The 15,174-nt window shown below is 40.7% G+C and carries 17 protein-coding genes; 12 read left to right on the forward strand and 5 right to left on the reverse strand.

The genetic code is table 11. The features are described 5' to 3' along the window. The first annotated feature begins 177 nt into the window (after nt 1-177). A complete protein-coding gene (locus FPK91_RS08820) occupies nt 178-1,344 on the forward strand; it encodes an MFS transporter (protein ID WP_144210560.1) in 1,167 nt (388 codons plus the stop codon). A gap of 135 nt (nt 1,345-1,479) precedes the next feature. Next, on the forward strand, nt 1,480-2,172 hold the full coding sequence (locus FPK91_RS08825) for an SDR family oxidoreductase (protein ID WP_144210562.1): 693 nt from the start codon (nt 1,480-1,482) through the stop codon (nt 2,170-2,172). 418 nt (nt 2,173-2,590) lie between these two features. On the opposite strand, the gene FPK91_RS21260 is transcribed toward FPK91_RS08825, so the two are convergent. Continuing rightward, nucleotides 2,591-2,785, reverse strand: coding sequence for a DUF3465 domain-containing protein (locus FPK91_RS21260; RefSeq protein ID WP_144210564.1), 195 nt, complete (start codon nt 2,783-2,785; stop codon nt 2,591-2,593). Between the two features lie 271 nt (nt 2,786-3,056). Here FPK91_RS21260 and FPK91_RS08835 point away from each other — a divergent pair, with 271 nt between their 5' ends. Both FPK91_RS08835 and FPK91_RS08840 read left to right on the forward strand, forming a co-directional pair. Then, nucleotides 3,057-4,577 (forward strand): M20 family peptidase, encoded by a 1,521-nt coding sequence (locus FPK91_RS08835; RefSeq protein WP_168926916.1) that lies wholly within the window; start codon nt 3,057-3,059, stop codon nt 4,575-4,577. Between the two features lie 89 nt (nt 4,578-4,666). Then, a complete protein-coding gene (locus FPK91_RS08840) occupies nt 4,667-5,281 on the forward strand; it encodes a DUF3299 domain-containing protein (RefSeq protein ID WP_144210568.1) in 615 nt (204 codons plus the stop codon). Nucleotides 5,282-5,698: 417 nt separating this feature from the next. On the opposite strand, the gene FPK91_RS08845 is transcribed toward FPK91_RS08840, so the two are convergent. Further along, nucleotides 5,699-6,142: a PACE efflux transporter gene (locus tag FPK91_RS08845; RefSeq protein ID WP_144210570.1), complete on the reverse strand. Its 444-nt coding sequence runs from the start codon at nt 6,140-6,142 to the stop codon at nt 5,699-5,701. Between the two features lie 145 nt (nt 6,143-6,287). Between FPK91_RS08845 and FPK91_RS08850 the strand changes: the two genes are divergently transcribed. After that, nucleotides 6,288-7,193, forward strand: a complete 906-nt coding sequence (locus FPK91_RS08850; protein WP_144210572.1) for a LysR family transcriptional regulator — start codon at nt 6,288-6,290, stop codon at nt 7,191-7,193. A 148-nt stretch (nt 7,194-7,341) separates the two neighbouring features. On the opposite strand, the gene FPK91_RS08855 is transcribed toward FPK91_RS08850, so the two are convergent. Beyond that, nucleotides 7,342-7,770: a GNAT family N-acetyltransferase gene (locus tag FPK91_RS08855; protein WP_144210574.1), complete on the reverse strand. Its 429-nt coding sequence runs from the start codon at nt 7,768-7,770 to the stop codon at nt 7,342-7,344. A 145-nt stretch (nt 7,771-7,915) separates the two neighbouring features. Then, on the reverse strand, nt 7,916-8,839 hold the full coding sequence (locus FPK91_RS08860; protein ID WP_144210576.1) for a LysR family transcriptional regulator: 924 nt from the start codon (nt 8,837-8,839) through the stop codon (nt 7,916-7,918). A gap of 126 nt (nt 8,840-8,965) precedes the next feature. On the opposite strand from FPK91_RS08860, the gene FPK91_RS08865 reads away from it, so the two are divergent. From FPK91_RS08865 to FPK91_RS08890, 7 genes are all read left to right on the forward strand, one after another. Beyond that, entirely contained in the window at nt 8,966-10,873 is a 1,908-nt protein-coding gene (locus FPK91_RS08865) for an alkyl/aryl-sulfatase (protein ID WP_144210578.1), read from the forward strand. Nucleotides 10,874-10,976: 103 nt separating this feature from the next. Next, a complete protein-coding gene (locus FPK91_RS08870) occupies nt 10,977-11,234 on the forward strand; it encodes a hypothetical protein (protein WP_144210580.1) in 258 nt (85 codons plus the stop codon). Nucleotides 11,235-11,325: 91 nt separating this feature from the next. After that, on the forward strand, nt 11,326-11,850 hold the full coding sequence (locus FPK91_RS08875; protein ID WP_227006720.1) for a magnesium transporter: 525 nt from the start codon (nt 11,326-11,328) through the stop codon (nt 11,848-11,850). After that, entirely contained in the window at nt 11,847-12,836 is a 990-nt protein-coding gene (locus FPK91_RS08880) for an efflux RND transporter periplasmic adaptor subunit (RefSeq protein WP_144210582.1), read from the forward strand. Before FPK91_RS08875 ends, FPK91_RS08880 begins: the two co-directional genes overlap by 4 nt. 444 nt (nt 12,837-13,280) lie before the next feature. Further along, the gene (locus FPK91_RS20905) at nt 13,281-13,436 is read left to right on the forward strand and encodes a hypothetical protein (RefSeq protein WP_158638070.1); all 156 of its coding nucleotides are present in this window, start codon (nt 13,281-13,283) and stop codon (nt 13,434-13,436) included. Between the two features lie 96 nt (nt 13,437-13,532). Then, the gene (locus tag FPK91_RS08885) at nt 13,533-14,135 is read left to right on the forward strand and encodes a LysE/ArgO family amino acid transporter (protein ID WP_144210584.1); all 603 of its coding nucleotides are present in this window, start codon (nt 13,533-13,535) and stop codon (nt 14,133-14,135) included. Nucleotides 14,136-14,210: 75 nt separating this feature from the next. Then, nucleotides 14,211-14,693: an AAA family ATPase gene (locus FPK91_RS08890; protein ID WP_144210586.1), complete on the forward strand. Its 483-nt coding sequence runs from the start codon at nt 14,211-14,213 to the stop codon at nt 14,691-14,693. 86 nt (nt 14,694-14,779) lie between these two features. On the opposite strand, the gene FPK91_RS08895 is transcribed toward FPK91_RS08890, so the two are convergent. Further along, entirely contained in the window at nt 14,780-15,163 is a 384-nt protein-coding gene (locus FPK91_RS08895; protein ID WP_144210588.1) for an MAPEG family protein, read from the reverse strand. Between the last annotated feature and the right edge of the window lie 11 nt (nt 15,164-15,174).

Consider the following 15,174-nt stretch of genomic DNA (forward strand, 5'->3'; position numbering starts at 1 on the left):
TTTTATCAACTCGCCCATCAGCTTTATTGCATTTATAACAAATATTATTTGTAAAAACCTCTATTTTTCACAAAACAGCTTTAATGCAAAATGCCCCCATCAATTAACTACACGACTGCATAGCAACAAATACATCAGCTATCGCTGGTCATTTTCAAACAACAGAGAATAAATATTATGCCTTTAGCACTTCTCGCATTGACGCTCAGCGCCTTTGCTATCGGAACAACGGAGTTTGTGATCGTGGGGCTACTGCCGACCATGGCCTCCGACTTAAATGTATCACTACCTTCAGCAGGCTTGCTGGTTAGCCTTTATGCACTTGGTGTTGCCATTGGTGCCCCCGTTTTAACGGCTTTAACAGGAAAATGGAATCGTAAACACGTATTGATTACCGTAATGTCACTATTTGTTGTCGGTAACTTAATTGCATGGCAAGCACCTGGATATAACACCTTGATTATCGCTCGTATTTTGACGGGTTTAGCCCATGGTGTATTTTTCTCAATTGGTTCAACCATTGCTACAGGTCTGGTACCAAAAGAAAAAGCTGCAAGCGCCATTGCGATTATGTTCACTGGTTTAACCGTGGCGTTAGTCACAGGCGTGCCGCTTGGGACTTACATAGGTCAAACCTTTGGCTGGCAATCAACCTTCTTAATTGTTGCGCTATTAGGTTTAATCGCATTAATTGGTAGTGCTTTATTAGTACCAAATAACTTAAAGCAACCTCCCGCAGCTAAGCTTTCATCGCAGCTTAAGGTGTTAACTCAACCTAGATTATTACTGGTTTATGCGATTACCGCGCTGGGTTATGGCGGTACTTTTACAGCATTCACTTTCCTTGCCCCGATTTTGCAGCAAGAAACAGGCTTTAGTGCTAATGCAATTAGTTTAATTATGTTGGTTTATGGTGTATCCGTTGCTATTGGTAATATTTGGGGCGGTAAAATGGCCGATAAAATGGGACCAATAAAAGCACTTACCATTATTTTTACTGGTCTTGCTGCTGTGCTTATCGTGTTCAATTTTACCGCCGTTAACCCTATTGCAGCGGTAGCCACTATTTTAGTTTGGGGGGCATTTGCATTCGGTAATGTTCCTGGTTTACAAGTATATGTATTGAAACTCGCTGAAAAATACACCCCAGATGCAGTGGATGTTGCTGTAGGTTTGAACATCGCAGCGTTTAACGTTGGTATTGCACTTGGTTCATGGGGCGGAGGAGTGATTGTCTCTGAAGCTGGGTTAATGCATACACCTTGGATCGGTGCGGTAGTGGTACTGATAGCGCTTGCTTTGACCCGCTTTAGTGGGCACCTAGATAAGCGTGCAGAAAGTTAGTGCTATAAAAAGTGTATTAATGAAATAAACACGACTCTTACCCTTAGAGATTGGCCTATGCAGCCGCATTGGCCAACTCTTCGTAACTTATATTAATCGGTATTAAACAAAATTCAAAAATGACAGAGGTACATAATGAAAACCGTTTTTATTACTGGAGCTAATCGTGGCTTAGGACTAGAGCTTACAAAGCAATATGCACAGCGTAACTACAAGGTCATCGCTTGCTGTCGCGATATTGATTCAGCTCATGAATTAACCCTATTAGCACAAAATTTTTCAACCATTCACCCTTATGCTTTAGATGTCAGTAATGAAACAGATATTCTCGCTTTAACTGAGGTATTTAAAGATCAACCTATTGATGTGCTTATTCATAATGCTGGGGTGAGTGGTGAAGGATGTGACAACTTAGGCAATATGGATCAGCAAGGATGGGTCGAGGTGTTAAAGGTTAATACCATCGCACCGATGTTAATTACACAAGCCTTGCTCAATAATATTCTCGCAGGCCAAGATAAAACCATTATTGGGATGACATCAATACTGGCCAGCATTGATGATAACCGCTCAGGGGGCCGATACAGCTATCGAGCATCAAAAGCAGCACTTAATCAGATTATTAAATCATTGGCCTGTGAGTTATCGGACTCTGGTGTAAAAACCATGGCGATTCATCCGGGCTGGGTGCAAACCGATATGGGCGGAAAAGACGGCAAGTTGACAGCTGAAGCAAGTGTCAAGGGAATGCTTAATGTCATTGATAATTTAAAAGCAAAACACTCAGGCTCATTTTTTGTTTACGATGGCACTCAACTGCCATGGTAAATCGGGTATTGACGTCATTTACACGTTCTGAGGCTACAAAATGTTATTCGCTTTTATGATTTTAACGCTTTTCATTATTGCTTTGCTCGGCTGGTATTTGCAAAAAGTGTCTTGTGATATTTCCCAAATTGACTGGGGGTGGGAAGACGATGAATACCTATGATTTGGTATTGTCTACATTAAAGCTTCCTATACCAAGTTGTGATTTTTGGAAGCTTTCCGCATTAAAGCCCGATGAAGAGGTAACATCTTAGGGGCTTTAAGTATTTCATTATCAGTCACTATAATAAACGAAAAAAAGTCTAAGCAGATTAATGAACCTATGGAAAACTTTCAGGCTTGATCTAAAGCGGAGTAAATACGTTAACGTGAAATGGGGCAAAAGTGAGTTAAGTACTCCTTAACTCATAAGTGACTATTAAAACATTTTGTCATTATGTTTTAACCAACCGTGTATGTGTTTCCCGTTTGGATCTCGGTGAGTCCAATGCACTAAACTACACCACGACACCACCTTTATCATTCCATCAAACTTTCCATAAAACTGAATTGCATCATCCATTGATATAGGGTTCATTCGCAGCGCGAGAACGATATTATTAGTGTTTAACATAAAGACTAGAAGTCGTATTCAGTTTTCTAAGTATCTGTAAACCTACCTGCCATTCGTCATCCTTGTCGAGAGCTTAAAAAGATAGAATTTGATCATCAATTTTACAGTATGTTAATCAACCAAAAGTCAGATAGAGACAATATCTTTATTGCACTATTCTATTTATGCAGGGTGAGATCCTCTAAAAGCGATTCGTTCAGTAGACTTTTTTCAACAATACTAGGCACATCAAAAAGACATCGACTTCTTATCAACTTAAGGAAATATTCTAATGACTAAGCCATCCAAAATATTTACCAGTATCGCCTCAGCACTGGCATTAACAGCAAGCGTTACTGCTTGGGCTGATGACCAGGATTTTAGTTCAATGCAAATGCAAGGTATTGAACAAGTTGAGATAAAGGTTGATCTAGAAGGCGCAACACAACGTCTATCAAAAGCGGTTCAGTTTCAAACTATCTCAAACCAGGATCGCAGTGACTTTGATGAACAAGCTTTCAAAGACTATCACCAGTTCCTTGAAGAATCGTACCCTTTGGTTCATAAAACACTAAAACGCGAAGAAGTGGGTGCCCCACGCCCATTTAGCTTGATTTACACCTGGGAAGGAAAAGATCCATCACTCCCACCAGCAATCTTTATGGCTCACCAAGATGTGGTACCCATTGCTGAAGAGTCTCGTGACCAATGGAAAGTTGAACCTTTCTCTGGTGATGTAAAAGATGGCTATATCTGGGGACGTGGTTCTTTAGATGATAAAAACCAAATTCATGCGATCCTTGAAGCAACAGAAATGAAACTGAAAGAAGGCTTCCAACCAGAACGCACCATTCTTTTTGTATTTGGTCATGATGAAGAAGTCGGTGGCCCTGAAGGCGCGAAACACGCCGCTGATATCATTGAAAAACGTTATGAAAAAATTGCCTTTGTGATGGACGAATCTGCGCCACTTATTCCGGGTGTATTCCCTGGTATTCGTGAAAATACCGCCTTGATCGGTATTGCTCAAAAAGGCTTTGTCAGTTTAGAAATTGCCATTAATGGTGTCGGTGGCCATTCATCGCAACCCGGTGACGAGTCAAACATTGTGGCATTAGCTAAAGCAGTAGAAAAAGTCGAGGCGGCGCAGTTCCCTTATAAAATTCACGAGGCAGTTCGATACCAGTACCGCTTTATGGGGCCAGAGCTAGCAGAAGAACAGCAACCTCTTTATAAAGCCGTTGCTTATGGTAATGATGATACCGTGACTGATTTAGAGAAAAAGTTCCTAGACGTCATGGCGACCAATCAAATAACCCGTGCGATGATCCACACCACTACGGCTGTAACCATGTTTAATGCAGGTATTAAAGATAATGTACTGCCACCAGCAGCGACTGCGGTAGTCAATTTTAGACCTATGCCTGGTGATACACCTGAAGTGATTATTGAGCATGTGAGAAAAGCGATTGGTGATGACAGAATGACCATCCGTGACATCTCTGCATCAACGCCCGCGACTAACGTTGCTGATCCGCATGGTGAAGGATACAAAGTATTAGAGAAAACCATTCGTCAAACTTGGGGCAATGATTTAATCGTATCACCTTTCTTTGTGATTGGCGGTTCAGATTCAAAGCATTTCCAAGCACGTAGCTTCGCACCAGATGTGTACACCATGACGGCAATCCAGCTAGAAAGCACCAAAGAATTCGAAGGTTTTCACGGTGTAAATGAACGTATTCTTGTTGACGAATACGGACGTTCAATCGGTTTCTTTTATCAACTGATGGACAACCTAGATAAACTTTAATCCTCACCTGGCCACTGCTTGCAGTGGCCTATTTTATTGATAGTCCACCGTTTTATTAACTTTAGTTTCGACAAATTGGGAATATTGAAATGAAATACATAATCTTCATGTTAGCCGCCGTTTTTACTCAATATACCCATGCATCTGAAACTATAACTTGGCAATCATTAAAACCTTTGACGACTCAATATCAAGAAATTTCGCCGGCTAATAAAGCGCTTATTAACGAGATTTATGCCTATGAGGTTGCGCAAAAATCGCGTCAGTTAAGTCCAGCGGAAATGGATGGTTACAACCAACGTGTTCTGTTAGCTCAAAAGTTTAATTTGAACGTGCGAGAGTTGCTTGAACAAATAGAAAATAGTGAACTAGAAGCACATAATACCGTCAGCGAACTGGCTGCTGAAGACATTAAACTGACAGGTTATTTAGTCCCGCTGGCATTTGAAAATAAAACAGGAACGCAGTTTGTTTTAGTACCAACAGCAGGGGCTTGCAGCCATACCGCGCCTGCGCCAGCAAGCCAAACGGTATTGGTCAACTTCCCTGAAGGATATGAGTTACCTAGCTTGTATACGCGAGTATTGATAAAAGGTGATATTAAAGCGGGATCGGCTACGACCTCGGTAGCCTTGTCTGATGGCAATCAAATCCGTGACACGGGTTATATGATTAATGCCACGGCTATTGAAACGTATCAATAAAGGAATAAGTCCGAAATTGGCAGACGTTTACGTAGCCGACGAACAAAATAGCTCTATGTAGGGCTTTGGATTTGGCCTTAATAAATCTAGTTTCTATGACTAAGGCCTTAGGGGAAAAGTGAGTTACCTGTAGTTTTAATCATCAGGCCGCTATTGAAACATTCTGCCATTATGTTTTAACCAACCGTGTATGTGTTTCCCATTTGGATCTCAGTGAGTCCAATGCACTAGGCTACCGCACAAAGACACGACACAACCTTTTCATTCCACTCATATTCTCCATAAAACTGAATTGCACCACCATTGATATAGCGTCAATTAGTGGTGCGAGATCGATATTATGCCTTATCTAATACGAGCCACTATGTCCGTTTTATCACATTTAAAATATCAATTTCGTTCAGTAATAATATCCCATCACATAGCGCTGTTAACTACCACATTATTAGCGCGGCGTTGCATGACTGCTGACCTAATATGGTCGTAACTTAAATTAAATAGGAAAGCATAAATCGTAATAAAAATCGTCACACCTAAATCCATTAAGAAAGCATTCCATAAGCTCACCGATAAAAAATAAGCCATCACCGGAATGGTTAACACTAATAAACCCGCTTCAAATAAGCTGACATGAAATATGCGCATTGAAAACGTACGCTTGGTTTTATCGCCTTTGACATAAAGATCAAATACCCAGTTAAAAGCATAATTCCAAACCATCGCAATACTGGCAATAACTATCATCGTTCCTGATAATGAAGCGACATCATGATCAGTAAAAATAGCCAGACCCGCAATCGATAGTGTCACTGCTAATACTTCAAATAACACCGAATGAAACACACGCTCTAATGTTCCCATACTATTTCTCCAATAAAATCTTATCTACACAAGGGTAACGAAATTGTTAAGCGGCGATTATGACAGTAAATAAAAACAGATAAAGTTAACAACCATCACGAAGAGTGATAGCCTGAGTCAAATACCAGTAAAACTTTGAGACGCCATGTATAGCTTTGAGCAATTAAAAGTGTTTATCACCGTATGCGAAACAGGTTCCTTTTCAGCGGCGGCGCGTAAATTAAAGCGTGCTCAATCAGGCGTAAGCCAAGCTATTTCAAACCTTGAAATAGCCATTAATCAAGAGTTGTTCAACCGTGATAAAAACACTCCTGTTTTAACTGATAACGGCAAAGCCTTGCTGCCAATTGCGAAATCGATTCTGCATCAACAAAAGTATTTTGATCAAAAAATAGAATCGCTCAGCAAAGAATATGAACATGAAATCGTTATCGCCGTTGATGAGAGTGTAATGAGCGCGGATTTTTTAAACATACTCACACCGCTTGCAGATAAGTACCCCATCACCCACTTTGACATCATCACCACGTCAACGTTTGATGTTGAACAACTCGTCCGATCTGGTAAGGCGCAAGCCGGTATTGTGTATGCGGACGGTGAATTAAAAGTGGATATGGATTTTTTCCTGTTGGGGCAGGCACGTTTTTTGACTGTATCATCACCTAATCACGAGTTAGCTAAACTCACTAAGGTGCAAGATGCAGATTTAAAGCGCTATCGACAATGCGTACATCGCAGTGCAGAACAAAAGGAGTTGTGGTTTAGTTACGGCATTAGCTCGATGCTGTGGTATGCCAATACTCACCAAACACTGGTTGAGTTAGTTCATCAAGGCATTGGCTGGGCGAACGTGCCAGAGCTATTAGTAAAAGAGCTGATTAGCCAAGGTAAGATTATCGCCTTGCCAGTTACCCATGAATACAATGGCTGGCTAACCCCTGTGGGGTGCTTGGTTTCACGAAGCCACCAATCAGGCCCAGTACTGGCGAGTTTGATCGATGCTCTGCAACTGCATCATTTTAGTCACGATAGCTGGAAGGTTAGAAGTTAATAGTAGGTTTAAGCGAGAAGACTGCTTCTCGCTAATGTGATGACGACAAGCTAATAAATGAGCTCTGAATGTTGAGATCTGAAAATTAAGTACTGAACTTTGATAACTGAACCTTGATAACCGAACATTAAGAACCGAGAAATAACAGTTAGCGCGCCATGTGCAGTATCGGAAAGGGTTTACCCATATCATCAAGTGGTGAACGAGAAGTCACAGTAAAGCCTTCATGTAGGTAGAAACCGACGGCGAGCGGGTTTTGTTCGTTTACATCCACTTTCATCGCGCCTAAATGTTCAATGGCATATCGTAACAACAACTTACCGATCCCAAGACCCCTTGATGCATTGGCAATAAATAGCATTTCAACTTTGGCTTCATGGACACCGACAAAACCCACGATTGCGCCACTTTCATTTTTAACACATTTCAACGTAACAGCAGGAAAAGCCTGTTCCATAATGATGGGTTTAAAAAAAGCGATATCATCTTCTGTGATGAAGTCATGAGTCGCTCGAACTGAGCTCTCCCAAACGGTCAGCATTTCTGAATAATCTTCAGGTAGGACATTTTCTATCATTTTAATCTTCTCATTAGCGTGGCGTTAGCTATCAGAACTGCAGCAGAGAATGGTAACCAGCTCATACGCCTATGTATGTCCATCACATCACGCTTTTTGATGATAGTTTGGGGATTTGTCACACCTATTTACATTGAATTTAACCCTATTCACTTTTTCTAAACCTTTGAGTCGCCTTAACGACTTGCTCCCTTAACCATTTATGAGTTGGATCATTGCTTCTGGATGAATGCCAATACATCGCCACTTCGATCGGATCAATTAAAAAGGTCGTTTTAAGCTGTTTCAATTGATAGGTATCTCGATACTGATCCACCAGCCTTTTAGGTAATAGCGCGATATAATCGCAACGTTCGATGATAGGTAGCATTTCCATAATACCGCTGGCCTGCCACGCCACTTGACGTTTTCCTAGTAGTTCTTCTTCTTTTAAGCCACGACCCACAAGGTAACCGCCTTTTTGATCCAGCTGTGAATGGGTAACATGCTTTTCAGCTAAAAACTCCTCTCGTGTAATTGAATCACCGGTTAATCTTGGATGATCAATTCGGCACATCACACACAGGGTATCTTCCATAATGACTTTCGAGCGTAACTGTGGATATTGATTCGAATGCGCTTCAATCACTAAGTCAAAATGCTGCGATCGCAACATACTGGTTAAGTCGTGATTATAAAGTGGTTCAATCTTAATACTGGCTAACGGTGCATCTTGTCCCATCATTGATGCCAGCTCAGGTAAAATAGTGAAACCGAACACGCTCAAAGAAGAAATAGTAAATTGTTTATCACACTTTAAAGGGTCAAACTTTTTATATTCCGGCATCATATAAGCGATGTTTTCAACCGCATTAGATAGCGTGGGATAAATATCTAACGCAAATTGTGTTGGCTCAACTCCGCGACTACCACGAATAAATAAGGTGTCCTTAAACACCTCCTGCAACCTTGTTACCCCCTGACTTACCGCCGATTGACTAATACCTAAACGTTTTGCCGCTTTGGTATAGCTCTTCTCTTCAACTATGGCCACAAATGTGGGGATCAAACTGTAGTCTGAATGCTTCATTACTTAACCTAAAATGAAATAACCCTTAGTGATATAAGAAAACTTATATCACATATCAGCCATCTTCTGTGAAAATTTCTTAATATAGCGCCATCAACTAGTAACTAAAGTCATTCGAGGCTATATATGAAGAAATCTATCATTACGTTATCAGTACTACTCGCCACCTCTTTCTCATCTATCAGTATTGCAGATGAAAGCCACAATCATCGCTTTGACGGTGTAAGCGTTAAAATTCCAACCTTGTCTCATGACTACTATTTAGGTCAAGGTTCTGGCGCTACGCATTTTTGGCACGGTGACAACAAAGATATGTCATTCACTGCGACTGGCGGTAACGATGCTTACGAGCAAGTTTCAGACAAGGTTCACCCAGAGCTGACTGCCCATTCAAACAAAATGAAAAAAGGTATTTTTTCATTCAAGAAAAAATTCTTCCAAGTTTATGGCTACGGCTTAACATCTCCCATGATTGTGGATGGTGATGATGGTTTAATCATTTTAGACCCTGTTGAATCAGTCGACAAAATGAAAGATGTTATGACTGATTTCCGCAAGGTTACCGGTAATTTGAAACCTGTCGCCGCGATTATGTATTCACATTGGCATCCTGATCATTATGCTGGCGTACGTGGTATTGCAGGCGCTGAAAACGCTAAAATTATTGCTCACGATACTTTTATGGCTAACGTTGTAAAAGGATCTATGGGTGGTAACGGTCCAGCACTTGGTTTCCGCGTTGACTATTCATTAGGGACATTACTTAGCGTTGAAGAAGACGGACGTATCAATGGGGGTTTAGGACCTGACTTTGAAATCCGTGAGCACAGCTTAATTGCACCAAATACCTTAGTTAAAGGTAAAAATGGCATCTTAGAAATGACCATTGAAGGCGTACAGGTTGAGTTTAAACACGTACCTTCTGAAGCATCTGATGAAATAACCGCTTACTTCCCTGAGTTCGATTTATTATTTGGCTCAGAAGTCATTCAAGGCGAGAGTTTCCCTAACTTACATACTATTCGTGGTACTCAGTACCGTGACCCAAGTATTTGGTTCCCTGGTATCGATACATTACGTGACTATAACGCTAAAGCAATGATGCTTTCTCATGGCCGTCCTGTTGTTGGTGCTAAGCACGTTGATGACACGCTAACGTCTTACCGCGATGCGATTCAATTCACTTACGACCAGTCAATTAAAGCCATTAACGATGGTGCAACCCAAGAAGATTTGATTCGTCAAATCAAGCTGCCTAAACATCTTGAAAGCCACCCTTGGTTAGGTGACTTCTACGGTTCAATCCGCCATGCAGCAAAGCAGATATTCGTCGGTGAAATGGGTTGGTTCGATGGAGACCCAACAACACTAAACCCAACTTACTCAGTAACAGCTTCAAAGCGTTATGTATCAATGGTTGGCGGTAAGGATGCAATGATGAGCTTAGCGAATCAAGCCTGTGAAACCGGTGACTACCAATGGTGTGCTGAACTTGCTACTCATGCTGTTCGTGTTGATTTAGAAGACATGGAGCCGCGTTTATTGAAGGCTAAAGCGTTACGTGAATTGGGCTACCGTGAAACCAACAATAACTGGCGTAACTGGTACTTAACGTCTGCTCAAGAGCTAGACGGTACCATCGACTACTCTAAGAAAATTAACCTTCAAGCGCCTGATTTAATGGCCGAGTTTGAACCATCTCAACTTGTTGGTGCGATGCGCTTCAGTCTAAATGCGCAGCGTAGCCAAGATAAGCACTTTACTGTTGCATTTGAGTTCGGTGATTACCAAGAGACTCACGCACTTGAAATTCGACGCAGCGTCGCTCAGTTCCATAAAGATTTTGAAGGCGAAGCTAAAGCAACGGTTAAAATCACCAAGCCTGTGTTCTTAGGTTTACTGGTTGGCAAAGTTGATTTTACCCAAGCAGTTAAAGATGGCTATATCCAAATTGGTGGCGATGCTACAGCAGTAGCAGAGTTCTTCAGCTTATTCGACAAGCCAGCGACAGACCCAAAAATTACATTACGTTAAATACTGAACCTGAACATGCCACGCTTGTGGCATGTTCTGTTTAAGACATGCTCTCATCAGTGAGAGCAATCTTTAAGGAATGTACTCTTTAGGGAGACACAGAATGAACAAACGCCAAATAATCACTCTTTCATTGATAGCCTTTTCATCTACTACATTAGCCTGTGGCGGCGATGTACACATGTCGATACCGCATATCCATGACGAAGCAGACATGCTAAACAGCGTTAAAAACGCCCACCATAGCAAACTGATGCAAACCGAGCTTAAGCAAATAGACATCCATCAGATTTTCGCTGGCAAACTTGAAAAACATCATCATGAAGTGGTCAGTCATGAAAAAGAGATTAAAGCCGATTAGTTCACCTAATTCATTGCTTAATAGAATCCTAAACACACATTTTCAATATTAGATTTTACTATTTTTAGTCAACTACAGTAAGGAAAGCATTATGAACGTAATCAAAAGTATTATGCGCGTAATCTTTACAATTTTTAAGGTGTTACTTAAGTTCATCAGCTTCATGGCTGTGATGTTAGGTGGCGCTTATATCCTCGCACCAATGGGCACAATTAATTCAAAAGACATTGATTTAAGCCTGTTTACCAATACCCCAAATGAAACAATGATGGTCATTTTTAACTCTGAATATTTCAGCGGTTACTTATTTGCCGTCACCATTGCTTTAGCGTTATTTGTGGCTTACTTATTGTGGGAACTTCACGAAGTTGCCGTACATAAAGCACAAGAGAAAAAGAGTTCTCACATTCAATTAGTCTTCGCGCTGTCTTTATGTGGATTGTTCTTACATAAAGCCTGGTGGGTATTAGCGATTATTATCGCATTCGCTAACTGGGAACACATTGGCGCATCAATCAGTAGTGTTATTCGTGATGGTTTTAAGAGCTTTAAAACATCTAATACTGACGCAGTGGATGCAGAGAAAACAAATACCCAATCGGAGGTTCAGTCATGAAAGAAATTATGATCCCTTACGTACTACTCATGTGGATACTTGTTTCAACAGGCGCAATTAAGTGGAACTTAAAAAGTGCTTTTTGGATTTCATCAGGCGGTGTATTCATTCTGGTTTTTCTTGGCATATTATCGCGCTTATGGGCTCCAGTAGATTTAACTTATTCATCAACAGTCAAAGCACCACACTCAATTCTTTCAACATTATTGCGTGAAGAAATCGATACCATTTATGTTGACCACAATCAGCATGTGAAAGAAGGTGATGTCATTTACACCCTAGTTGATACCAGCTCGAACGCTGAGCTAGAAAAAATTAATGCATCTATCGTTAAGCAAGAAGAAGCGATGGCACAGATGAACCGAGATTTAGCTCGTGCAAAAATATCACCTGAAATTTTCAAAGAGCGTGATATCGAAAGCTACAGATCAGAGTTAAGAATTGCTGCTGCAACGCTAACATCATTGCATGCAGATCATCAGCAAGTTGAGTTTGAGCAACAAAGAAAAACCATTCGAGCACCATTTGATGGCCAGATTGCCGTCGTTAACGTCGCTGATGGTAGCCGTGTAGGCAACATGCACATTTACGATACTTCACGTAAATTTATGGAAATGCGCATTGCAGACCAAACATATCGTTATGTAGAACCAGGTCAATTTGCTGAATTCTATGTTGATGCCTATCCGGGTGAAGTTTTCCGAGCGCGAGTGCATAGCTTTACTGCTGGTACCGGAGAATCTTCAGTGTCACCAGTCCAAGGTCCACAAAGTGTTCGCCAACATGTTGGGGCTAATACCAGTGCTCATGGCCGTACAGTTATCTTAGAAATCTTTGAGCCAGAAGGTAAGCTTATTCCTATTGGCGCAACGGGTTCAGCTTGGATTTCAGCTAATAAGCCTCACTCAGCATTTGGTTTCATAGATGTAATCGGCGCTGCGACTGTTCGTTTACATTCGTACAAATCATACCTGAATGCATTGTAATACTGACTAAAAATGGCTATCGGCATTGTTGATTGAATTCAGCAATGCCTTTTTTATTCGTCAAGAATAAATCATGATATGAGCCTAAGGGCTTGAAGGATAATTTAAAGCAAACACTTTATAGTCGATATCATTACAGGTAAGCTTTGCAAATTAAGGAGCAGTATTAAAATGGAATTTTAATCAGTGAAAAAAGCACTTTTCGTTTTTGTCATATTTGTCACAACGGTCAGTCTCGAGATATTTTTTCGGTCCAAGCAAATACCGATTACCACCATTGATTTATTGGTAACTCCAGTGTCAATTCTACTGCTGATATTTTTTTTCAAATCAAAACACTTCTACCATGCTTATTTACGCTCCGAATTCCTAACTCAATGCGCTAAACGTCGATTAATTGCGTTAGTGTTTATATTTACTGGTTTCATCATTCTGAGTGGATTTATGATTTATAAAGGACTACCTGAGTTATTCATCTTACAAGGTGTTCGTAAGGCATTTCACGGTTACACCCTGGCTTTATTAGGCTTAGTCATCCTCACTTTTAGTAGCTTAAGTTATTACGGACTTCTTGTTAACCGTAACAAAAAGCACAGCTAAAACACCCTTTATTAGGTATATATCCCACAGGTGAAGTTGATTATTTTATAGGGCAGACTCGCAGCCTAAATATCTGTAATAAGGTGACAATTAATAATGACTTCGTATATTGCAGGTTTTAGCTTAGGGCTCTCACTTATTCTTGCGATCGGCTCTCAAAATGCCTTTATTTTGAAGCAAGGCATAAAAAACCAACACGTTTTCATCATTTGCGCTGTGTGTGCAATATCTGATGCCATCTTAATTAGCATGGGAGTTGCGGGCTTTGGGGTGTTAATCAACGAATTTCCACAGATTGAATTAGCCGCCAGATATGCTGGTGCATTGTTCTTATTCATCTACGCTTTTTTAAGTTTTAAATCGGCTTTTACGGCTAATCATGCCCTAGATACCCATATACAATCTCCACACTCGTTGAAAAAAACCATCGCAATGTCGCTGGCCTTCACCTGGCTAAATCCCCATGTATATTTAGATACCGTCGTTTTACTCGGTTCGATTTCGACTCAGTATCAACCGCACCAATTTGAATTTGGGCTAGGAGCTGTCACTGCTTCATTCGTGTTCTTTTTCTCACTGGGTTATTTCAGTAAATTCTTAGCCCCTCTTTTTAGTCAGCCAAAATCCTGGAAAATATTAGAATTCTTAGTAGGCTTAACCATGTTACTGCTGGCCTTATCTCTCATTTTTAATAACTAAGACGGATAAATTGATAGATACTATTGGGGATATAATAAAATCGAATCTGTTTACTGCAATACTAGGAGTGAAAGCGTGCGAAAAATTCTACTGTTTGGCAATTCGGCATCTGGTAAATCAACGCTGGCAAAGTCATTAGTTCAAAGAGAAAATCTAGCCCATTTAGATCTTGATACCCTAGCGTGGCAGAAAACAATACCACCGCAAAGGGAAGCATTAACGACGTCAAATATTACCATACAAAAATTCATTAAATCGGCAAATAAAGGTTGGATTATTGAAGGCTGTTATACCGACTTACTGGAGTTAACTGTCACCAGTGCCAATGAGGTTATCTTCATGAATCTGCCCATTGAAGTCTGTATTGAAAATGCAAAAAAGCGACCGTGGGAGCCACACAAATATGAATCGAAACAAGCTCAAGACGCTAACTTAGCCATGCTATTAGACTGGATTTCGCAATATAATCAGAGAACAGATACCTTCTCTCAACAATCTCATCAAGACTTCTATGACCGATTTAAGGGCACAAAAACCATGCTTATCAACAACGGTTAATGCATCAAGTGAGTGGTACAAACAATTACACAAAAATCACATAAAAAGAGAACCAACACATCCCCTTTTGGTGTATTAAACAGTCGTTAAAAAGCTTGCCAAAAGATCCCGAACGAACTGAATATTGCCACAAACCAAGACATTGATCGCATGGTCGATAGCCCTTTCAAATACAGTAAGTGATAAACCACTCGCGCCACCACATGGACAATTGCTAACGTCGATACCGTGGCATTAACGTTATCGGTTGCGATAGCAGTTAAGCAACACACGCCAAAAACGATCAATGATTCAAACGCATTTTGATGCCCTGCAACCGCCCTTGCACCAAAACCTGTTAATTGTGCTTGCTGCGCCCGAGGATGATCGTTGTCATAGCCACCCAACTTTGCCATTGCAACAGCAACTGGGCCTTTGGCTAAATAAGGTAATAACATCGCGATAAACAGACAAATTAATAACGTTTGCATAAATTATTTCC

It is taken from the genome of Shewanella donghaensis (genome assembly GCF_007567505.1).
Lineage (GTDB): Bacteria > Pseudomonadota > Gammaproteobacteria > Enterobacterales > Shewanellaceae > Shewanella > Shewanella donghaensis.